General features: G+C 57.6%; 20 protein-coding genes and 1 pseudogene. 6 read left to right on the top strand and 15 right to left on the bottom strand.

The genetic code is table 11. The features are described from left to right. Position 1 precedes the first annotated feature (1 nt). The 11 genes and pseudogenes from IPK17_RS23375 to IPK17_RS23325 all read right to left on the bottom strand — a co-directional run bounded on the left by IPK17_RS23375 (position 2) and on the right by IPK17_RS23325 (position 12,671). A pseudogene (locus IPK17_RS23375) lies at positions 2-1,042 on the bottom strand (ABC transporter ATP-binding protein). Beyond that, entirely contained in the window at positions 1,035-2,477 is a 1,443-nt protein-coding gene (locus IPK17_RS23370) for a gamma-aminobutyraldehyde dehydrogenase (protein WP_343420108.1), read from the bottom strand. The pseudogene IPK17_RS23375 and the gene IPK17_RS23370 overlap by 8 nt, the downstream one beginning before the upstream one ends. A gap of 87 nt (positions 2,478-2,564) precedes the next feature. Beyond that, positions 2,565-3,710 carry an ABC transporter substrate-binding protein gene (locus IPK17_RS23365; protein ID WP_343421500.1) on the bottom strand — a complete coding sequence of 382 codons (1,146 nt, stop codon included), beginning with the start codon at positions 3,708-3,710 and terminating at the stop codon, positions 2,565-2,567. A 145-nt stretch (positions 3,711-3,855) separates the two neighbouring features. Beyond that, positions 3,856-4,713 carry an ABC transporter ATP-binding protein gene (locus IPK17_RS23360; protein ID WP_343420107.1) on the bottom strand — a complete coding sequence of 286 codons (858 nt, stop codon included), beginning with the start codon at positions 4,711-4,713 and terminating at the stop codon, positions 3,856-3,858. A 29-nt stretch (positions 4,714-4,742) separates the two neighbouring features. Next, on the bottom strand, positions 4,743-5,531 hold the full coding sequence (locus tag IPK17_RS23355) for an ABC transporter permease (protein WP_343420106.1): 789 nt from the start codon (positions 5,529-5,531) through the stop codon (positions 4,743-4,745). Between the two features lie 15 nt (positions 5,532-5,546). After that, positions 5,547-7,781 (bottom strand): alpha/beta hydrolase, encoded by a 2,235-nt coding sequence (locus tag IPK17_RS23350; protein WP_343420105.1) that lies wholly within the window; start codon positions 7,779-7,781, stop codon positions 5,547-5,549. Further along, positions 7,778-8,584, bottom strand: coding sequence for a hypothetical protein (locus IPK17_RS23345; RefSeq protein ID WP_343420104.1), 807 nt, complete (start codon positions 8,582-8,584; stop codon positions 7,778-7,780). The genes IPK17_RS23350 and IPK17_RS23345 overlap by 4 nt, the downstream gene beginning before the upstream one ends. After that, a complete protein-coding gene (locus IPK17_RS23340) occupies positions 8,571-9,110 on the bottom strand; it encodes an RNA polymerase sigma factor (protein ID WP_343420103.1) in 540 nt (179 codons plus the stop codon). The genes IPK17_RS23345 and IPK17_RS23340 overlap by 14 nt, the downstream gene beginning before the upstream one ends. Positions 9,111-9,180: 70 nt before the next feature. After that, a complete protein-coding gene (locus tag IPK17_RS23335) occupies positions 9,181-10,026 on the bottom strand; it encodes an ABC transporter permease (protein WP_343420102.1) in 846 nt (281 codons plus the stop codon). Next, positions 10,001-11,020, bottom strand: coding sequence for an ABC transporter permease (locus IPK17_RS23330; protein WP_343420101.1), 1,020 nt, complete (start codon positions 11,018-11,020; stop codon positions 10,001-10,003). Before IPK17_RS23330 ends, IPK17_RS23335 begins: the two co-directional genes overlap by 26 nt. Before the next feature lie 79 nt (positions 11,021-11,099). Beyond that, on the bottom strand, positions 11,100-12,671 hold the full coding sequence (locus IPK17_RS23325) for an ABC transporter substrate-binding protein (RefSeq protein WP_343420100.1): 1,572 nt from the start codon (positions 12,669-12,671) through the stop codon (positions 11,100-11,102). A gap of 84 nt (positions 12,672-12,755) precedes the next feature. Between IPK17_RS23325 and IPK17_RS23320 the strand changes: the two genes are divergently transcribed. From IPK17_RS23320 to IPK17_RS23295, 6 genes are all read left to right on the top strand, one after another. Then, positions 12,756-13,901, top strand: a complete 1,146-nt coding sequence (locus IPK17_RS23320; protein WP_343420099.1) for a M24 family metallopeptidase — start codon at positions 12,756-12,758, stop codon at positions 13,899-13,901. Further along, complete coding sequence (locus IPK17_RS23315) at positions 13,901-14,215, top strand: TIGR04076 family protein (RefSeq protein ID WP_502748968.1); 315 nt, start codon at positions 13,901-13,903, stop codon at positions 14,213-14,215. Before IPK17_RS23320 ends, IPK17_RS23315 begins: the two co-directional genes overlap by 1 nt. Beyond that, positions 14,212-15,189 (top strand): LLM class flavin-dependent oxidoreductase, encoded by a 978-nt coding sequence (locus IPK17_RS23310; protein WP_343420098.1) that lies wholly within the window; start codon positions 14,212-14,214, stop codon positions 15,187-15,189. Before IPK17_RS23315 ends, IPK17_RS23310 begins: the two co-directional genes overlap by 4 nt. Before the next feature lie 81 nt (positions 15,190-15,270). Next, entirely contained in the window at positions 15,271-16,920 is a 1,650-nt protein-coding gene (gene araB, locus IPK17_RS23305; protein ID WP_343420097.1) for a ribulokinase, read from the top strand. Positions 16,921-16,924: 4 nt separating this feature from the next. After that, complete coding sequence (locus IPK17_RS23300; RefSeq protein WP_343420096.1) at positions 16,925-17,575, top strand: L-ribulose-5-phosphate 4-epimerase; 651 nt, start codon at positions 16,925-16,927, stop codon at positions 17,573-17,575. Between the two features lie 107 nt (positions 17,576-17,682). Next, complete coding sequence (locus IPK17_RS23295; protein WP_343420095.1) at positions 17,683-18,504, top strand: acetolactate decarboxylase; 822 nt, start codon at positions 17,683-17,685, stop codon at positions 18,502-18,504. Between the two features lie 48 nt (positions 18,505-18,552). On the opposite strand, the gene IPK17_RS23290 is transcribed toward IPK17_RS23295, so the two are convergent. From IPK17_RS23290 to IPK17_RS23275, 4 genes are read right to left on the bottom strand one after another with little or no spacing between them, the layout of a single operon-like run. Next, the gene (locus IPK17_RS23290) at positions 18,553-19,380 is read right to left on the bottom strand and encodes a GNAT family N-acetyltransferase (RefSeq protein ID WP_343420094.1); all 828 of its coding nucleotides are present in this window, start codon (positions 19,378-19,380) and stop codon (positions 18,553-18,555) included. 2 nt (positions 19,381-19,382) lie between these two features. Continuing rightward, a complete protein-coding gene (locus IPK17_RS23285) occupies positions 19,383-20,702 on the bottom strand; it encodes an ATP-binding protein (protein ID WP_343420093.1) in 1,320 nt (439 codons plus the stop codon). Further along, positions 20,662-21,009, bottom strand: a complete 348-nt coding sequence (locus tag IPK17_RS23280; protein ID WP_343420092.1) for a response regulator — start codon at positions 21,007-21,009, stop codon at positions 20,662-20,664. The genes IPK17_RS23285 and IPK17_RS23280 overlap by 41 nt, the downstream gene beginning before the upstream one ends. 4 nt (positions 21,010-21,013) lie before the next feature. Beyond that, positions 21,014-21,817: a LuxR C-terminal-related transcriptional regulator gene (locus IPK17_RS23275; RefSeq protein WP_343420091.1), complete on the bottom strand. Its 804-nt coding sequence runs from the start codon at positions 21,815-21,817 to the stop codon at positions 21,014-21,016. Positions 21,818-21,830: the final 13 nt, after the last annotated feature.

Below are 21,830 nucleotides of genomic sequence, written 5' to 3'. Positions count from 1 at the left end.
TTCAGCCGCTCCCCGTCCTCACCACGCCGATTGGCCGATTAAACTCCTTCTTCCACATCAATTTGACCCGCCGCCCCTTTGCGGCGAGCGCATCCATCGAGGTGCTTTGCAGATTCTGCTCGACGACCGTGAGATCACCGCCGTCCAGCAGTTCGACGAGATACCGGGTATACATGCCCAGATAGACGACATCTCGGATCATACCCTCTTCGCTATACATGTCGGGCGTTGTCGGTGTATCCGGTGGGCACAGTCGAATCTTTTCCGGTCGAATTGAAAACGGTACTGGTTCACCGGTAATCTTGCGCGCAGCATCGCCTCGGACAATGTTCGATACGCCGACGAATCCGGCGACGAATTCCGTTTGCGGTCGCTCATAAACTTCCGCTGGTGTCCCAAGTTGTTCGATCTTGCCTTGGTTGAATACAGCCAAACGGTCACTCATCGTCAGGGCTTCTTCCTGATCGTGCGTGACATAGACAAAAGTGATGCCAACGCGCTGCTGAATGCTCTTTAGCTCAATCTGCATCTGCTGGCGCAATTTTAGGTCAAGCGCCCCAGCGGCTCATCGAGCAGCAGCACACTCCGCGCGCGCCAGTGCCACGCGCTGCCGCTGACCACCCGAGAGCTGCGAGGGTTTGCGGTCCGCTAAGCCTGGGAGACGCACCAACTCCAGCATCTCGCGCACGCGTTCCTGCCGTTCCCGCTTCGGCACCCGCTTGATCATCAGTCCGTAGCCAACGTTGTCGCCGACATTCATGTGCGGGAAGAGTGCGTAGTCCTGAAACACTGTGTTGACATCTCGCTCGTAAGGCGGTACGCCAACCACGCTGCGTCCGTGCAGTGTGATTTCGCCCGCACTCGGCTGCTCAAAGCCCGCGATCAAACGCAAACAGGTAGTTTTGCCCGAGCCGGATGGGCCGAGCATCGAGAAGAATTCGCCGTCATACAATTCTAGTGATACGTCATCGACGGCCTTCACCTCGCCAAAATGCCGCGAAACATGTGAAAACCGGACGGCGATCGATCGCCCCTCAGCCATTTTTCACCATGACATGTTTGGTAATGCGATAGTCATTGACAGCTTCAGCCGACAGGTCTTTCCCGAAGCCCGATTGTTTGAAACCACCATGCGGAGTCTCTGACGTGAGCGGGATGTGATCGTTGATCCACACGGTACCGAATTCGAGTTCGCGGGCAATCCGCATTGCTCGACCGATGTCTTTTGTCCAGACCGAGGCGGCTAACCCATACAGCACATCATTGCCGTATTGAATCGCTTCACGCTCGCCATCGAACGTACTAATCGTGAGGACCGGACCAAAGATTTCGCTCTGAATCACTTCAGATTTCTGGTCGGCATCTGTGATTACGGTTGGCGCATAGAAATAGCCGCTGTCGAGATCCGCGGGCACACCGCCGCCGGTGACAACCTGCGCGCCTGCGGCTCGAGCACGTTCCACGAAGCCCTGCACGCGTTCGCGCTGCGTGTTGGAAATCAGCGGTCCCATTTGCACGCCATCATCGAACTGCCGCCCAACCTTGACGCTGCGCATCCCTTCGACAATCGCTTCCAGTACATTGCTATATTGGCTCTTTTCAACATAGACACGTGTAGCCGCCGTGCAGTCCTGCCCAGTATTGAACGTCGACGTCAGGGTGGCGACGGCCGCCACATTCTCCACATCGACATCGTCGAACACAATGAACGGCGCCTTACCGCCGAGTTCGAGATGAACACGCTTGAGCGACTCACTCGCCGTGCGCATAATCTTTTTGCCTGTCCCGGTCGATCCGGTCAAGCTGACCATCCGTACAAACGGATGCTCAACCAGCGCCTGCCCCGTTTCATTTCCCCCGGTGACGATGTTCAGCACACCCGCCGGAATCCCAGCCTCAGCACACAATTCGGCAAGCATGAGGGTGGTGAGTGGCGTACCCGGTGCAGGTTTCAAGACCACCGTGCAGCCTGCCGCCAACGCTGGTCCAATCTTCCAGATCGCCATCATCAACGGGTAATTCCACGGGGTAATCTGGCCGACGACTCCCACGGGCTCGCGCCGGTACATCGACGTGAACCCCTTGGCATACTCACCGGCGGAATAGCCGTGTGTATCCCGGGCGGCGGAGGCGAAGAAACGCACATTATCGATGGCAAACGGCATGTCGGCGCCAAGACTGACGAATTGATACGGCTTGCCCGTGTTTTCGGATTCTGCGCGCGCAAAGTCCTCAGCTCGTGCCTGCAGCAAATCAGCTAACCGCCACAGCGCCAATGACCGTTCGCTCGGCGTCAGGCGTGACCAGCGACCATCATAGAAGGCGGTGTGGGCAGCGTTGACCGCCGCATCCACATCTGCTGCGCTCGCATTGACCACTTCGGCGATTGTTTCGCCTGTCGCTGGATTCTCAATCGCCATAGTGCCGCCATCGCGGCTATCGACCCATGCGCCATTGATCCAAAGTTTGTGTTTCATCGGGTATCAACCTTTTTGGAAAGACGCCGGGAACATAACCCGGCGTCCTGTAACTGCGAAGCGTTAAGTAAAAGCGATGGGGATTGTCTAGCGACCGCCGATGACCGCGATATAGCTGGTCACCCATTCATAGTACGGTACACACACGTCACCGCGCTCATCGCCACAGTTTGCCGTCGGGGTAGTCCAAAAGTGAATCTGGTCAAACTGGTCGAAACCATTGGTCGAGCAGCCTGTATCGGTGAGGAGTTCATTGCCCGTGCATGCCGCCGGAACCGAGGGCACCGAACCAAACCAGGCAGCGAGGTCTCCTTGGAGCTTCGGGTTCAACGAGTGTTCGAGCCACAGGTATGCGCAGTTCGGATGTGGGGCGTCAACGTGCATCATGGTGCTGTCCGCCCAGCCCGTCGAGCCTTCAACCGGAATTGTGCTGGCCACCGACGCACCTTCAGCCGCGAGCAGATTGACCTGGAACGGCCAGGAGCTGGTCACGACGACCCCTTCGTTGACAAAATCGTCGATCTGAATGAAAGCGTCGTGCCAGTAGCGACCAACCAGCTGGCGCTGCTGACGCAGCAGATCGAGCGCCGCGTTGAATTGGTCACGATCCAGTGCATAGGGATTGGTTATGCCAAGTTCCGGGTTGTTGGCCATGAGGTATAGCGCCGCATCGGCAATATAGATCGGGCCGTCGTAAGCCTGTACGCGCCCAGCATTGGATTCGCCATCCGGCAGCGTCTGTTCTTCGAACACCACGCTCCAGCTCGTCGGCGCTTCAGCAAACACCTCGGTGTTGTACATCAGTACGTTTGGCCCCCATTGATACGGAACACCATAATGTTCGGCAACACCATCGCCATCCGTGTCGACCGTGTGCCACGGAGCTTCCTGCAGGCGTTCATCGACTGTGCTCCAGCTCGGGATCAAATCAATATTCAGGGGTTGAACGCGCCCACCGGCCACGAGGCGTAGGCTGGCATCGCCCGAGGCGGTCACGAGGTCAAACCGTCCCTCGTTCATTAGTGTGACCATTTCGTCCGAGGTCGCGGCCGTCTTCACGTTGACCAAGCACCCGGTATCAGCTTCAAATTGGGTCACCCAATCATAGGCAGCATCGGTCTCGCCGCGCTCGATATAACCAGCCCATGCGATAATGTCGAGAGCGCCTTCCCCTGCCCCAACTTCCGTCATGGGGACATCTTGTCCCCAGGCTAGGCTCAACGGGAACAGCATACACAAACAGAATAGAAATAGCAGACCGCGTTTCATGGGCAAACTCCTTATTTATATAACTGTAGTTACATATTGTGCCGCCGCCCATTATAGCATTCTCTTGCGCCTTGCAAAAAACTGCACTCATCGCGCCGGCTCACGATTTCTATCCCATTGCCAGCATGTAACCGTCCTCAAGGCTCGGTTCCACCGCTTGAGCTTGATATTGTTCATCTGGCATACCAATCACGCGATACTGCACCCCATTCTGCAATTGCAGTGTCGAGACCACTTTCAGGTCACCCGTGGGCCGTTCGCCTGAAGTGAGAATCGACCATACCCTACCCCGCGCCAACCCAATCAACTCGCCGGGTTGACCACGGAACAACACGCGCCCTTCGCGAATGATCGCCAGGTCGTTACAACTGTGGCTGATATCCTCAATGACATGAGTGGACAAAATGACGGTACACCGACCAGCCATGTCAGCCAGTAGATTGCGGAAGCGCACCCGCTCTTCCGGATCAAGCCCGGCCGTGGGCTCATCAACAATCAGCAGTTTCGGATAACCGAGCAGCGCCTGACCAATACCGATCCGTCGCTTCATCCCGCCGGAATAGGTTTTGAGCCGCCGATCTGCTTGATCCGTCAGCCGAACCAAATCAAGAATCTCTTGGACTTGCCGCGCCCGCTCCTGTTTGTCACTGATGCCCTTGAGTACGCTGATATAGTCAAGGAATTCGCGCCCGGTGAGATTGGGATACAGTCCCAGTTCCTGGGGTAGATAGCCAAGTTGGCTTTTGACTGCTAGTTTCCCGGTTTGCGTCGTGATGTCTTCGCCAAGTACACGGACGCTGCCGCTACTTGGCTTCAGGAGACCTGCGATCACTCGCATCAAGGTGGTCTTGCCCGCTCCATTCGGTCCAAGCAGGCCGAACATACCGCTGCCAATGTCCAACGTGAGGCCACGCAGCGCCTGCACGTCACCGCTGTACGTTTTCGTCAGGCTATCAATTTCAATCATCGGGTTTATCATCCTTTCGCAGTGGTGCGTTACGGTCGCCGTCGGAGGAGAAGCAAGCCCGCAAACAACATGGCAACCTCGATGAGGCCACCCAGCAGCGATAGCGAGACGTTCGCCGAGGTTAGATGCAAGCCCTCGCTCATGCCGGGATCAATATAGGCGACGATCAGCGACAAATGGGCCGGATTAGCAAATGAGAGCACACTGGTGGGCTGTCTGGCATCGTCGGCGCTCCCAAGAATGACGGTGGCCGCGATTAACACGCAGATCACGAGTGCCGCCGCCCGAATCCGGTTTGGCTGCGTGCCGCCAAGCAGAATGCCGATACCGCTGTTGATCATGAAGACCAAGGCCGCGACGAACCACAGTTCGCCGTAGCGGATAATGTCATAGCCCGGCAGCGTCAACCACCACAACCCGCCGTTGATAAGCGCCGCCACCAGTATAATCATCAGACCCGCCAACCAGTATCCCAGCAGCTTGCCTGCGAGGTATTCTACGGGTGTCACAGGCAGGCTGTCGATCAATTCAATCGTCCGGTGATGTTTGTCCACGGGAATGCACTCGCTGGCAGCCACCGGAAAGATGAAGACCACGACGCAGATGAGCGCCGGAAATGTGAGGAAAGTCTGCACAACGCTGGTCGAGATCCCGCCCTCGACATTGAAGACCCGGGCAAACTGCCCTTCCGGCAGCGAATTCCAGATCAGGAGGCCAACACATGTGACCAACAAGGTCGTCAAAGCCAGCACTCGCAGTGAAATCCCCCGCCAGTGCAGGCGGTATTCGTAATATGTGATCCCCAGAATGTTCTCCATGCATGCGCTCCCTCGTTAATGCTTGTGGCCGTCAAACAGCAGTTGTTCCTCATCGCGCAGCCCGTGGACTGCGCTGAAAATCAGCGCCAATCCTAGTGCGCTGACACAGAGGCGATTAATCCAGTAGCCCATTTCGCTTAAATCATTGGGTTGAACGTAAGGGTGAATTCCCCAGAGAAATGGCTGGATATAATTGAGTGGAAAGAAAAGTGGCAGGGCGCCGGGCAGCAGTAGGTCACCAAAGCCGACGAAGATGAACCAGAGCACCGTGGTCATGACGAGGCCAAACGCCGCTACCCGTGATCGTATCGTGATGAAGATGGCGAGCCCGCTGAAGAGAACCGTCGGTGGGAGACAGCGCGCGACCATAATTGCCAGATCTTGACCCGGAACTAGGAGATAGCTGACAATCAGCGCTGCCAACGCGAAAACAAACTGCCCCAGACAGACGCCAACCCAGCGCTCTAAAATCAGACAGCTAACCCCGCGAGGACAAGCAGCAATCACTTCGAGGGCTGGCTCATCCTGTGGCGAAAACAACACCGCGGACTGCAACCCAACGATCAGCGGAATGGCTAAGCCGATGACCACTTCGGGTTCTAAGTTGAGGAAGGCTTTTAGCGACCCACTTGCACCGAGCAATGCCATGATCAGCGCGAGGCTCCCTAGTATCCAATACAGGTTCACCTCCTTGGCAATATGACTCCAACTGACATAACGCGGATGCTGAATGACGGCGACGATAGCCGATCCGCCGCCCCATAGACTGATTGCCCCTAAAACAACAGTAATTAGCACAATGGCTGGGCGCGTCACATGCTCAGACAACTCAAACACCAGCGCCGGAACAGTACACACGAGCGCAGGTGAGTGTGTTGGGTCGTCGAAGTAGGCAGCGGCCAGATCAAGGCCGCACTGCGTGGCCGTGACCCCATGCCCCGTATTTGCCTGTTCGATAACAACACTGTTACGCAGAGTCTCGCTCGCAAGGTGCGCCCACGCTGGCGGTGTCACCGGGTCAAACTGACCGCTCAGGAGGAGCGTTGGCACGTCACTAACTGCGGGACTATCCTGACCGGGAGTCGTATAACTGCTGTCCCAGTCCTGACATAAGGTCGCGCCGCCAACACCATACAGGGCGAAGTCTGGACTCAGCGCCGGGTGGTACTGGGCATCCAGCGCCTGCACGCGTTCCGGTGCTGTTCGACTGCCCTGATCAGAACACATCACGGCAAACAACATACCTAGACCATGACCACCAGCATTCCGGGACATTGACGTGAGCCATTCGAGTATGGAGTGGTAATTGCTAACCTCGAATTCGCTCAGAGTGGAGGGTAGTGTGCTCACAGTTTCGCGCTGGTAGAGACTCATTAGCACATATTGGCTTAACAGTTGTCCAGTGATTTGGTGCTGCGTTTGTTGGTCATCAGCTTGGATACGGACAGGCTGGGCATTCAGCGAGTCGTATAGTTCATAAAAGCGTTGTCGTAAGTTGGGGTACGCCAGGCGACACGCAAGGTCCTCTTGACAGAGACCTTCGATCTCCCCTATCGCTCGATCAAAACCGCTTGGGAGATGTTCGTAAACGTTGATCTGTAGTGGGGTAACAGAATCAAGTACAGCACTACGGATGAGTGCTGGGTGTTCATTCAGAACGGTTAGTCCCAGTCGGGTACCATAAGAGATACCGAGTAAGTTAGCGGATGAGTAACCCAGCGCGGAAATCAAGAGGGGGATATCACTGGCACTTTGTTGTGTGTTGAACACGAACGTCTCAGTCATCTCGTGTTCAATCTGATGACTACACGCAAGTATCTCACCTAGCATGACTTCGAACTCGGCGCTATCTGCCCGCAGCATAGATCCGATCTGGGGACAATCCAGCGTTGGTCGCGACAAACCCGCGCCGCGTTGATCAAAGATGATTAGGTCGCGCGACTTGAGCAGCTTTCCGTAACTGATGGCCGTCAACGGTGCCCTCATCACCGCGCTGTCTCCCGGACCGCCTGCCAGAAAGACGACCGGGTCGGGTTGCGGGTTCGGGCTGCGGACGACTGCCACTGCAAGGCGAATGTTTCCGTTCTCCGGTTCAGCATGATTAGCGGGGACTGTGACATATCCGCAGTCAATCTGGTAGTTCGTCGCATTGCCAAACGGGCACGTGGCCGGCTCAAAACCATAATCTTGTGCAGCCGGAGCACCAATTTGCGCGAGAATAGCGAGCACAATCCCAATCATCAACATCATAATTTTGCGTAGCGCTCCCGTTCAGCTCGATACAGCAGCGCACTCGCCAACAGCGCGACGGCGGCCAGCAATAGCAGAGGGCGGGTTTCCGACGCATTCAGCCCGGGCAGCGAGGCCACCCACAACCAGACATTCCCATCGGCACGCGTCCGCAGGAGCAGATGCACCGCCCACAGCGTGAGACTGAACATCAACGCGGCGAATGTGTCCAGCAAAACGATACTCAGGCAGAACGCGACACTCGTCAGAAAGGTCATTGGCGCGAACCATGCTTCGATCAAGGGCAGCAGGGACACACCTGGCAGCACGACGGCCAGAACCAGACTGCCCACAAGCGCCAGCGCCAGGTCAAACGCAAACAACAGCATCAGCCGGGTCACCAGTAACAACGTGGACGACGTAGGCAGGCTGTTCTCCAACTCCTCGATCGCGGCATCCGTCTCGTTGTACAGAAATGCCACTCCGCCCGCCGCAATGAACGGCGCGATCATGGCAAACACGAGCGAATTTGCTTGAGTGATCGTCAGGGCCACACCAATGGCCATCAACATGAAGGACGCCAACCACAATTCGCGTTGAATGACGCGCATCTGACTGTTCAGCAGCGCCCTATGCATCTGCCAACGCCGCTGACGCCGCGGCAGCTCGCGCATGAGCAGTTCGACCAGCGCTTGGTTGCTGCCTGCCCGTGGTGCTTCAATCGGTCTGGCAAGCTTCCGAACCATTGGCAGCAGCGCGGATGCTTCCGCTTCATCACCTAAATCGGCTTTTAGTTTCTCAAATAGAGACTCATCTTCCGGCATTTTCTACCTCCAGCATCTGCTTCATGCGCCCAAGCCCGAGGGAGAGGCGTGATTTGACTGTTCCCACCGGGATATGGAGCGCATCAGCGATTTCCTGCAGCGACAAATCGTTGTAGTAGCGCAGCACCAGCGCTTCTCGTTGCTGCGTCGGCAGGCTCTGCAGCGCATCCTGGACTTGCGCGATCTCATCACCAGACAGCGCCGCCGAGTCAGCTTCGGTCGCAATCTCGAATGCTTCTTCGAGCGCGTCTGTGTAGCGCGCGTCTGCGCTCTTGAAATGGTCACGAGCCAAATTGGAGGCGATGGCGTACAGCCACGGTTTGAAGGGACGCGGGTACTGATACTGGCGGATGGACCGCATCAGTCGAACAAACGTCTCCTGAGCGAGATCCTCGGCCAAGCGCCGATCACCGCCCATGCGGAACAGAAAGCCAATCAGCGCATGATGATGCCGGTCGACCAACGTCGCCAGATCCTCTGTATAACCGCGCTGAATGCCTTGTGCGAGTTCCTCGTCTGTTCGCACGCGCAGAGACTCCCGCCTTCGTTTTCTCCAATGCCCCTATTACGAGCTTACGCCCAAAAGGTTCACAGGATTAACGCAGACGGGGGTCGAAGATTTCGTGCAGGCTGTCGCCAATGAAATTTGAGGCTACGACGAGTGTCGCCATGGCGAGACCGGGGAACAACCAGGTCCACCACTGATCAAAGTAGTCGATTCCAACTGCCACCATGCGGCCCCATTCCGGCGATGTCGGCTCTGGGCCCAGACCGAGGAAACTTAAACCGGCAAAGGTCAGAATCGCGTTACCGATATCGAGCGTAGTCAGCACGATGGTCGGAGCAATACAGTTTGGCAGCACCGTGCGCGTGAGGATGTAGAAGTTGGACGCGCCGATGCAGTGCGCTGCCTCAACATACTCGTTCCGCTTCACCTTAAGCACAATGCCGCGCACTAAGCGCGCATACGACGGCCACCACACGATCACCAACGCAATGATTGCATTGCGGATATCAGCGCCCAGCGCCGCCGTGATCGCCATCGCGAGGATGATGGTCGGGAACGCCATGAACAGCTCGGTGATGCGCATGATGATCTCGTCCCACATACCGCCGACGTAACCTGCGACAGCGCCGATCACCGTGCCGAGAATGCTGCCGATTACAATCACCAGCACACCTGCCGGAATCGTGATGCGTCCGCCATACAGTACCCGGCTGAAAATATCGCGACCGAGCTCATCGGTGCCCCAGGTATGCACGTCCATACCAGGCGCTTGCAACCGGGCGCTGACATTCTGCGTCAGCGGTTGAAACGGCGCAATCTGACTGGCAAATAGAGCGGCGATCACCCACACGAGGACGATCAATACGCCCACGACCAGCAGTGGATTTCGCCGGGCAATCCTCGCAGCTTTAATTGGCGCGGATGCGCGGGTCAAGGAAGTAATAGAGGATGTCGACAATCAGGTTTACCACCACGTAGATTAACGCGATCAAGAGGCTCACACCCATAATCGCGGGAAAGTCCTGTGAAGTTGAGGCTCGGAACATATACCGCCCAATTCCCGGCCACGCAAAAATTGACTCGGTGAGCACCGCTCCGGCTAACAGTGAACCATACGATAGACCAATCACCGTGACGACAGGGATCATCGCGTTCGACAATCCGTGCCTGAGGACGATCCAGCGCTCACGCAGCCCTTTCGCTCGTGCCGTCCGCATGTAGTCGAGCCCCAACACTTCCAGCATCGACGACCGCGTAATACGACTGATCAAACCCGCGATATACAGGGCCAGCACCATACCGGGTAGTATGAGCCGCGACGCAGCATCGCGCAGCGTATTCCATTGTCCGCTCAAGATACTGTCAATGATCAACAACCCGGTGACCAACGGTGGTTCGGGTGTCCGCGCGCCCAACCGTCCCGGCCCTGCCACCCAACCGAGCTGAGCATGAAACACCGAGAGGCCAATCAAGGCAAGTACAAACACGGGGATACTCACGCCAATAAGTCCGAGGATCCGCACAACAATGTCCAACCAGCTCTTGTGCCATACGGCCGATACAACGCCGAAGGTCACCCCGATTGCCACGCCCATCACGGTCGCGACAGTAGCGAGTTCAATGGTCGCGGGCAGAAACCGGGCGATATCTTCGGCAATGGGCTGGCGTGTCTTGATGGAACGTCCGAGATTGCCTTGCAGCAGATTACCGAGATACGTGAAATATTGCTCGACCGGCGGCTTGTCCAGTCCCCATTCTGCTCGAAACGCCGCGACCAGTTCTTCGTTGTTCAGTTGGCTCTGTGGCAAATTCGCGTTGATCGGATCCGCCGGAATGGCATTCGCGATCAGGAATGACACCAGCGTTATCCCTAGCAGCAGCGGGATGGTGACCAGCACCCGGCGCAAAATAAACAAATAGATGGGCATGCCGTTTTAGCCTAATTCCAGCCTCCTGCTCTAACGAGCAGGAGGCTGGTTACTTGGATGAGACAATACTGCGACTAGACTACTCGGCGCGGCTCAACAGCGCGAGGTTGATCAGCCACTGGGGATGCCACACATAGCCCTGCAGATCCGAACGGAAAGCGGTTTGCACGTTCGGCTGGAGGAATGCCGCCCACGGGCCAGACTCACGCAGATAGTCCTGAATCTGCTGGAACAGCGCCACGCGTGCTTCAGGATCCGACTCTACCGCCGCCTGATCGCGCAGGTCAATGATTGACTGCTCGGCGTTTTCATCCGTCCAATTGGCGCGTTCGCCACCGACCTTGCCACCGGGCAGGAACGACAGCACGTCAATCGGGTCGAGGAAATCCGGGCCCCAGAACCAGTAAGCGAAGCCCTGCTGACCGCTGCGGTATTCTTCGAGGCTGACCTGGAGTTCGCCCGGGTTCAGCGTCACGTTGATACCAACTTCGGCGAGGTCGGCCTGAATCTTCTGCGCGTTGGTCTCCATATTCACGCCCTGGAACGTGAAGATCGGGTAGCTCAGCGTGATGTCGAAGCCATCTGCGTAGCCCGCTTCGGCCAGCAGCGCACGCGCCTGATCCAGATCACGGACAAACGCCTGGTCTTCGCCATAGGCGCTCAGTTGCCCAACCGCCAGCGGTGAGGCCGGCGTGATGCCACCCCACAGCGCCTTGTAACCTTCGTAGTCGAGCGCATAACGGATCGCCAACTGCACGCGCGGATCCGAGACCGGGCCGCCGAGTTCCGGATTGTTATTCATAAGCAGGAAGTGCACGATGTTACCGGGCGTCGTCGCCACCGTGACATCGGCATTGTCGCCCATTGTCGACAGTTGATCCGACGTGAGATCGAGCGCGATATCAATTTCGCCCGATTCCAGCGCTACCTTCTGGGTCGCCGCTTCGGGGATGTTCGTGATGATGATGCGATCAAAGTACGGCGCTTCACCCCAATAGTTCGCATTGCGGACGAGCACAGTCTCAACCTGCGGTTCCCAGCTTTCGAGGACATACGGGCCGGTCCCCGCCGACGTGCCATTCAGGAAGGCTTCAGCCGTGTCGGTCGTCGCTGCATCTTCCGCCGCCGAACCACCATTTTCCACTACCTGTGCATCGTTCGTGATCGCAAACGGATTCGCCGCGAGGTTCGCGAGGAAGGCAGGATCCGGCGTGCCGAGCACCACCGTGACCGTGTCCGCATCATCAGCCGTCACGCTGGCAATGTTCGCCGCGAGGAACGAGGGCGTCCCCTGCACATACTTGAGGCGATTGAACGAGAACACAACATCATCGGCGGTCAGCATATCGCCGTTCGCGAAGGTCGCCGCGGTGTTGAGGTTAAACGTATAGGTCAGGCCATCTTCTGCCACCGTCCAATCAGCTGCCAACAGCGGCACAATCGCGCTCGCATCGGCATCCGGGAAGGTCACCAGCGTTTCATACGTGACGCGATTAATGATCCCGGTCGTCTGGGTATAGCCATGAGCGGGATCCAGCGAGTCGGTGCTTTCCGCGTGACCGACCACCAGGACCTTTTCGTCTTGCGCCGACAGTCCGAAGACGCCAACGCCGAACAGGAGAATGACAATTACCAGCAAGAAACGACGCATATGCTCTCCTCAAATTGGTTATACTGTATTACATTCACCCGATGTGCACTCAATATTCTATCGAAAAGCTGGAAGAGCGCCAACATGAATTACCAAGATCGTATTACGAAGTTTCAGGGATTGCTGGGAGCGGAGGCGGATGTCGCCTTCCTTCCGATTCACACCGACCTCGATTATCTCATGGGCGTTCCCCGAGATATACCGAATTTCGGCGTCACGCTGCATCCGGGCGCATGGATCGAAGGGGCGTGGATTTCCCCCAAAAGCGATCCGGTTCTGCTGCTCCCGCGTATGTCTGCAGAGTTTGGCGGGTTGGGCAGTTTGGAAGGCGTGCAGATGCGCGTACTCGGCGATTGGGACGATCCTGCGACGCTCGTCGCCGATGTTCTGAAGAGCTTTGGGCTGTCCGCCAATCCGCGCATCGCCATCAGCGACCGTGCTCATGCCGAAACGCTCATCAACCTGCAGAAACTGTTTCCCGACGCTCGCTTTGTTTCGGCGACCGACATTTTGCGTCAGCAGCGCGTGATCAAGTCGGACGAAGAAATTGCTGTCATGCGTCAGGCTGGAGAGATCACCGAAGCCGCCTTCGCCGATGTGCTCAAGCAGTTGAAGATCGGTATGACGGAGCTTGACGTCGTTGATGAAGTTGATCACCAACTGCGTAAACACGGCGGCTTAGGGCCATCCTTCACGACCTCGCTCTACAACTCCGGACCCAATCACCCGCTCAAGTTTGGCGATCGCCTTGGCACATGGCCGCGCGTATTGACCGCACCTGTCTCCATCCTGTTTGACTTCGGCGCCGTTTACAACGGCTGGTGCTATGACTTTGGCCGCACCGTCTCCTTTGGTGAGCCCAATGCCCAGTTCCGCGAAGTCTACGAGCTGATTATGCGCTCGCAGGCCGCGGGCATTGCCGCGCTCAAGGCTGATCAAGCCACTTGTGAAGAGGTCGATGCCGCTGCCCGCCGTGTGATCGAAGAAGCCGGCTACGGCGAGGCGTTCCGGCATCGTCTCGGCCACGGCATCGGCATGGATGTGCACGAACCTCCCTTCCTGACCAAGGGTAGCAAAACCGTCGTCCGTGAAGGCATGATGTTCACAGTCGAGCCGAGCATCACCTTGTTCGACCGCTTTTCCTCGCGCGTTGAAGATGTAGTTGTCGTGCGTCCCGGCGGCGGTGAACCCTTGACCCGCGGTTTCCAGACGCTCTACGTGGTGGAATAGTGGGCAATTTTCAGCTCTACGACCTGCGCGTAACCGTCGTTGCTATCGAAGGGCGGTCGGTCTGCGGCATGCAAGTCGGCGACTATTTTGAATTGACCGAGAGCAGTCGGGTGCGCATTCCCAACGGTCAGCACTTTTGCATGTATGCCCTGAGCGCGGTGCTCCCGCTGTTGGCCGCCAAACAGCGTGTCTTGGATGCAAATGACTGGATGGACCGCGACTCACTCATCGCCTGCCCGGATCCTGACGAACGCCTCAGCATGCGCATTGAACGGATCGGCCAACGTGAACTGAACAGTGATGACTTGACATGAAAATTAGCATCGCGCTCCAAACCGACAAAACCGCCGCGGAGTACATCGCGCTCGCGCAGCTTATCAACCAGTATGACTTCGACGTCGTCAGTGTGTACTGTGATGCGCCCTTTCATCCCAGTTACGGTCCACTCCTGCTCATGGCACCGCACATCACTCGTGCGCGCCTTGGTCCGGCGGCCGTACCACCAACGCGCATTCACCCCATTGACATCGCCGCGCAAACGGCGCTGCTGGCTGATGTCGCCCAAGGCGGTGTCTATATAGGTTTGGCGCGCGGTGCTTGGCTCGCGGATCACGGCATCACAGACTCATCAATCCAGACGATTCGCGAAGCCGCCGCAGTGATTCGCTATTTGCTCGCTGGCGGCAGTGACGGCTATGAAGGTCAGATCTTTCGCCTCGCGCCGCACGTTCGCCCCCCCTACCCTACCCCATTGGAGCCGATCCCGCTGTTGATCGGCTCTTGGGGGCGCAAGTTGTGCGCCCTCGCGGGTGAGATCGCCGATGAAGTCAAAGTCGGCGGTTCAGCCAATCCCGCGATTGTGCCAGTCATTCGCAGCTATATTGCCGAAGGGAGTGCGCGTAGTGTCGGCATTGTGCTCGGTGCTGTGACGGTCGTTGACGAGGATCGTGACTTGGCTCGTGCTGCCGCTCGTCGTTCCGTTGCTTTGTACTTGCCAGTCGTTGCTCCACTCGATCCGACAGTTCAGGTCGAACCCGAGCTGGTCAGTCGTCTGCAAAAACTAGTGGAAGCTAACGATTTGGAGAGCGCTATGCGTCTCATCTCCGACGAGTTGTTACAGTGTTTCGCCTTCGCGGGCAATCCAGCCGACGTGATCGAACATGCTTTATCACTACACGCAAAAGGTGTAGCTCGCGTTGAATTTGGGACGCCGCACGGGCTGTCGTCTGCCCATGGGATAAATTTGATCGGCGAAAAGGTCATCCCGGCGCTGCGTTCAGCCATTTGACACCGTCTTCGTTTTGCGTTCTAATCGGGTTCTGTGAACGCTCACAGGTCTAGTCTACACAGCATAAAGGTTAATTCATTTATGTATACAATAGGTTTGGACTACGGTACGCTCTCTGGTCGCGCGCTCCTCGTCGACGTTCGTACCGGGGCTGAAGTCGCGACGGCCGTTTATGACTATCCGCACGCAGTCATTGATGAGGTGCTGCTGCCGAGTGGCAAACGCCTGCCGCCGGAATATGCGCTCCAGCACCCGCAGGACTACCTTGATGTCATGTACCATACCATTCCGGCCATCCTCAAGGGTATCGATCCCGCGCAGGTGATTGGCATCGGCATCGACTTCACTGCCAGCACCCCGATGCCGACGCTCAAGGACGGCACACCGCTCTGTGCGATCGACGGTTACCGCGATGAGCCGCATGCTTACGTGAAGCTCTGGAAGCACCACGCTGCCCAACCCTACGCTGATCGTATCAATGCCGTCGCCCGTCAGCGCGGCGAATCGTGGCTCAAGCGCTACGGTGGCAAGTATTCCTCGGAATGGTTCTTCAGCAAGCTGCTCCAGATCCTCGAAGAAGCTCCCGGCGTCTACGACGCGTTTGACACCTTTATCGAAGCCGCCGATTGGGTCATCTGGCAGTTGACGGGTGTTCTCACGCGCAACACCTGCACAGCGGGATACAAGATGCTCGTCCAGGATGGCGACTACCCGTCACCCGAATACTTTGGCGCGCTGAATCCCAAGTTTCAAACATTGATCGGCACGAAGGTTGGGCGTGAATTCGCGGCACTGGGCTCCAAAGCCGGGGGTCTGACTGCTGAGATGGCCGCCAAGCTTGGCCTACCCGCGGGCATTGCCGTGGCCGTCGCCAACGTCGACGCTCATGTGACCGCTCCAGCTGTCCATGCGACCGAACCAGGCATAATGGTCATGATTATGGGCACATCCACCTGCCACATGATCAGTGGTTCGGACCTGCGCGAGGTCGGCGGGATGTGCGGCGTAGTCGATGGCGGCATCGTACCAAATCTTTTCGGTTACGAAGCTGGCCAATCTGCCGTCGGCGATATCTTCGCATGGTTCGTCGATAACGCGGTGCCGCCGGAATACCAGGCTGCGGCGCAAGCGGCTGGCATCAACATTCACGACTATCTCGAACGCGAAGCCGCCAAGCAGAAAGTCGGAGAACATGGTCTGCTCGCCCTCGATTGGTGGAACGGCAACCGCTCCACACTCGTCGATACAGAACTGAGCGGCTTGCTCGTCGGCATGACGCTGCTCACCCGCGCGCCCGATATCTACCGCGCGCTGATCGAAGCGACCGCCTACGGCACGCGCGAAATCATCGAAGCCTTCGAAGCGAACGGTGTGCAGGTTAACACGTTGATCGCCGCCGGCGGCCTGCCGGAAAAGAACGCCCTGCTCCGGCAAATCTACGCGGATGTCACCGGGCGTCCGTTCAAGCTGTCGGGTTCGGCACAAGCGCCTGCGCTCGGTTCCGCGATTCACGCCGCCGTCGCCGCTGGTACATATCCCAACATTCACGCCGCCTCGGAAGCGATGGGCAAGCTCAAGGATATGGTCGTCACGCCCATTCCCGAGAATCAGGCCGTCTATGATCAGCTCTATGCCGATTACAAGACGCTCTACGACACCTTCGGACGAGGCGCCAACGATGTCATGAAGCGGCTCAAGAAGATTCGCAACGCCGCGCGAGGAGAAAGCTAAACCAATGCTCTTGGAACAACTACGTCGCGAAGTCTGTACACTGCACGCCGAACTGCCGCGTAATAATCTGGTCGCGTGGACCAGTGGCAATGTCAGCGCGCGCGATCCCGAATCCAATCTCGTAGTCATCAAACCGAGCGGCCTCACCTTTGACAAACTCACGCCCGAAAGCATGGTTGTGGTCGACATCAACGGCACAGTTGTCGAAAGCGATCTCAAACCTTCGTCGGATACCGCCTCACACTGTTACATCTACCGCCACATGCCTAAGGTGTACGGCGTAGTCCATACCCACTCGCGCTATGCGACTGCCTTCGCGGTCGTCGGCAAATCCATCCCGTGCTACACCACGGCGATGGGCGACGAGTTCGGTGGTCCGATTCCGCTCGGCGGCTTCGCCCTGATCGGCGGTGAGGAAATCGGGGAACGTGTCGTCGAGGCTCTGCGCGATTCCAAGAGCCCAGCCTGTATTCTCCAGAACCACGGCGTCTTCACGACGGGCAAGAATGCCGAAGCGGCTGTCAAAGCTGCCGTGATGACCGAAGACAATGCCGCCATTGTCTGGCTTGCGCTGCAGCTCGGCACGCCCATCCCCATCCCCGATGAAGACATCGCGAAATTGCACTACCGCTATACGAACGTCTACGGCCAGTAAAATCCAACCGGGGCGAGGAATCCTTGCCCCGTATTATTCTCTCCCCTGCGCTACGATGATCACCGTTATAATGAGCACAGACTTACTTCTGCGTTCTAGGACTGCCCATGACTCGCACACGATCTGCTCTCTTGGCTTACAATACCGTCGACCGCCTGCTGCGCGGAGACTTATTTCATACTGTAACCACCGCGGACGTCATCGAGGATCTTGCGGACTATCCTGCGGACTACCCCATTATTGGCATTGGCACAACCAGTTGGTTACGGCGCAACGGTGAAGTCATTGTCGAGGGCACACCTCGGATCCCCGCCCTGCTCTGGGCCGACCCGGAGGGCAAGGCCGTTGGCGAAATCCTCGATCTTTGCAGGCAGCATCCAAGTGCGACGGGCACACCCCTGATCACCCCACGGGTAGATGACGACGACGAGCAGGCCAATTTTCCGTTTCTGGCTATCACCGTGTGCGACCCAGCGCAAGCGCTGCACTGGGATGCGATCGACATCCCAGCGGGTAACACGCACGAATGGCTCATTGCCGAGTTGACTACACGCAATGTTGGCGTCGCAGGCGTGCATATCGAGGGTCGATTCGGCGTGGTCGAGACAACTGACGCCTACAACGTTCCCCTTGGCGGTGTCGATCTCAGTCACGGCTACAAGAATGAGGATGTGTTCCGGTTCGCCCGTTACGAGGCGGATACTTGGGTGATGAAAGGCATTTTCGCGGCCAATCCCTCCCTGCAGCCGTTTATTTCAGTGACCGGCAAGCCGCTGCATTTGCACGGCTACCGGCGCGAGGCGCGTGAAGGCGGGCACATCGTTAGCGCGCAAATCGTCAGCGTCAGCGTGACTGTTTATCCCGTTGACGACCTCATTCTGCGCATTCATGACGTGGCGCAGGCCAAAATGCCGCAGAAACTGAGCTAGACCGCGCACAAATCAAGCGGGGATGACCAATCATGCCCCGCTAGTTCCCTAAAGCTCACACAGCATCTGCACTTGATGCAGTGGCGCCCGCTGCAATCCCATCTGCTCGAAAAAGCCGCTATATTCTTCCGGGCACAACTGCGGTACTACCCACTTGCGCCCGGGATACAGTGCAGCTAGCGACCGAACCATCCGCGCCGCCTGCCCCTGCTTGCGTGCTCCCCCGCCGACAAACAACCCGCGCAGCACCGCATTCTCTGTCGAGGGGATGACGAGTGCATATGCCTCACCTAATTGGTAGGCTTTTGCCGGAGCGCCACTGCGCATGAACGTCGCCCCGGACACTTGCCATGGCAGATTCGCCGCGCCTTCACGGGCCACCTGCTTGCCGAATTCCAGCGGATCGATCTCCTGTGCCTCAGCCGCGCCCCGCGCCTCAATCTGATCAGCGGTGTAACCATACAACCGCCGCACGATTTCAAAGCCCATCCCCTTATACAGCGCGACCGCGCGCGTGTTCTGCTCGAAGGCTTCCAGCACCATGACCTTTTCCGAGCGATTCCGCGCTTCCGTTCGGAGCTGTTCGAGCAGCCAGCGTCCGGCCTTCTTGCCCTGCATTTCCGGGATGATGCCCATCGCCGCCACCCGACTCGACCAGCCTTGTCGCGCGATCAGTGCAATCCCGACCGCCTGCTCGCCCAGCATTTGGATGCGGCTCGCATTCAGATCCACATTGTCCCGCGCGATCATTGCCGCCAAACCAGTCGCGTTCATCTCGACATGCCCGGCGATATACCCCGTGAACGCCAGTGTGAACAGCGCCGCCGCATCCGCCAAGCTAACCTCAGAGACACTCTTGAGTGAATAATCCATCATGCTCATTTCTCGTTCCGTTCCCAAATCACGCTATTATGCTCACCGATTCCGTGGTCTGATGCTAGAGTGGGTTTTGTCAACCGCGGCAGCCGAATCGTGAATGTGCTCCCCTGTCCCGGCTGACTCGTCAGGCTGATATCACCGCCATGCAATCGGACGAGCTGCAGGGCGATATCCAGTCCCAGTCCGACGCCGATCTGCCGTTGATTGAGCTGGACAAATGGGACGAAGACGAGCTCTTTCTGCTCCTCCGGAATACCAATTCCCGTGTCGCGGATCGCGATGGCGACCTGTTTGCCCTCCATCCGCGTCGAGATCGCAATTTCACCGCGTTCGGTGTACTTCACGGCATTCGCGACCAGATTGGCAATGGCTTGCCGCAGTCGTACTGGATCGGCTTGTATGACTGGCAAGTCCGCAGCCAACTGCGTATTCAGTCTGACCGCCCCACTCACTAAGGGTCGATGCTCCTCCGCGATGGCTGTGCACAGCGCGTTCACATCACAATCGTCGATCTGTAAGCTAATCTTGCCCGTGGCTAAGCGCGCGCTGTCAAGCAAATCGCTGACCAGTCGGTTGAGATGCTCACCTTCCTCAACAATTTGTGCCAGATACGCGCGCTGCCGCTCGTCGAGCGTCGTTTGGGGGCGGTTGAGCAGCTTGGCAAACCCGAGTATCGAATTCAGCGGCGTCCGCAGCTCATGGCTCACTCGTGCCAGAAACTGCTGACTCTGGCCGCGCACTTCGTTCGTAACATAGACGGAATTGATCTCAACCGCCAGTTGGCTCAAAAAGCGCGAAAACTGAAACGTGAATACGGCGAGCAAGATGTCGTAACTGATCACGATATAGTTCGGTGGATTCAACTGCGCGAGCACAGGCAGCACACCGTATACCAGACTGCCCCAAAACGCCAGCAGACAGGCCATTTGGACGATCTTGCGCCGCTGCCCGTTGAGGAGCATGCCACCAATCGTATAGGGCACGATAAACGTCAACGCCGTGACCGCGCCTAAATTACGCACGAGCATCCCGTGAGTGAGCAGCAAAAAGACCGTCGCATGCAGCCAAAGCGTGGTTCTTCCCCACAGCCAACCGAGCGCGTACATGGTCGCCATCATCACGGTGAGGAGAATATACACGCCGAACGACGCCATCTGATTGCCGACGGCGGCTAGACTGATGATCCCTTCACCGAGTACCAACTGCCACCCATGCGCGATCCAGTACTGCCGAATCCGCGCCTCCGCCGCCTGCTGCACAGGGCGCGGCAGCAGATTTTCAGCGTCCGGTAACAGTGTGTCGAAGAATCTGCGCCACATAATCCGGATCAAGTGGTTTCGCTAGGTATTGGTAGGCAGGGTCTGGCTGAATCGCCTCTGCATACGCGGAGACGATAATCGTCGCAGCACCGTGCAGCGCATTGAGCCGTTTGGCGAGGGTCATGCCATCAGTATCCGGTAAATCGATGTCGAGAATGTATATCTGTGGCTTCTGTTCTTGCGCCAATCGCTCCGCTTCCGCCCCTGTCAAGGCGGTGATCAGCGTGTACGGCGTGAGATCCGCGACAATGGCCGCCATCAGCAATTGGGCGGGCGGGTGATCTTCGACGTACAAAATAGTCGTCATGCGGCTATAGATCCAAATCGCCGATCAGGTGATCCAGTCGTTCCGCTTCGGCGACGATCTGCTGCAGAAGTTCAGCGTCATTCCCGTTGATCTGGCCGTTACGGGCTAACCGTCCTTCCAACAGCCGTGCCAGCCCGAGCAAGCTGTGTAGTGGCGTCCGCAGCTCATGTCGGATCTGGGCGTCTGGTTTCGGTAGTTCCCGGAGCTGTTGCGCCGTCTGAATCGCTGCTTCGCGGGTTTCCACCCCCAGCTTAGCATAGATATTTGAGATGTGATTGCGGACTGTTCCGTCGGCCAAACCGAGCGCCTGAGCTATCTCGCCATTCGCCTTGCCAGAGGCAGCCAGTCGTAGAATGGCGCGCTCTCGGGGCGTCAGGGTGTATTTCCGGCGCGCTTCACCCAACGCCTGCGCCGCCCCGGGTGACAAAAACGGCCGTCCTTGAGCGACGGTTCGAATCGCATCGGGCAAGCGCAGCGAAAAATCATCGCTCTTAAGGATGTACCCTCCCGCGCCTGCCCGCATCAGTTCGTCGACCCAAACCGGATCGTCATAAGTGGTGAGGATGAGAATCGCCGTGTGGGGATGCGTCGCTCGCAAATCCCGCACGGCGTTGACGGGCTCAAAGGGCTGCTGACCGAATCCGAGATCCAGCACCAGCACGTCCGGCGGCAGCTGTTTGACGCGCTCCATCAGCTCGGAGGCCTTCGTCGTCTTCCACATCAGCTTGATGTCAAGAGCCTGCGCTAATTCCTGCGCAATCACCTTCAGCATCAGCGGGTGGTCGTCCATCAACGCTACGCGGAGCACAGCACCACCTCGG

The sequence above is a fragment of the Candidatus Flexifilum breve genome (assembly GCF_016713355.1).
This window is presented reverse-complemented; position numbering and strand designations above follow the sequence as displayed.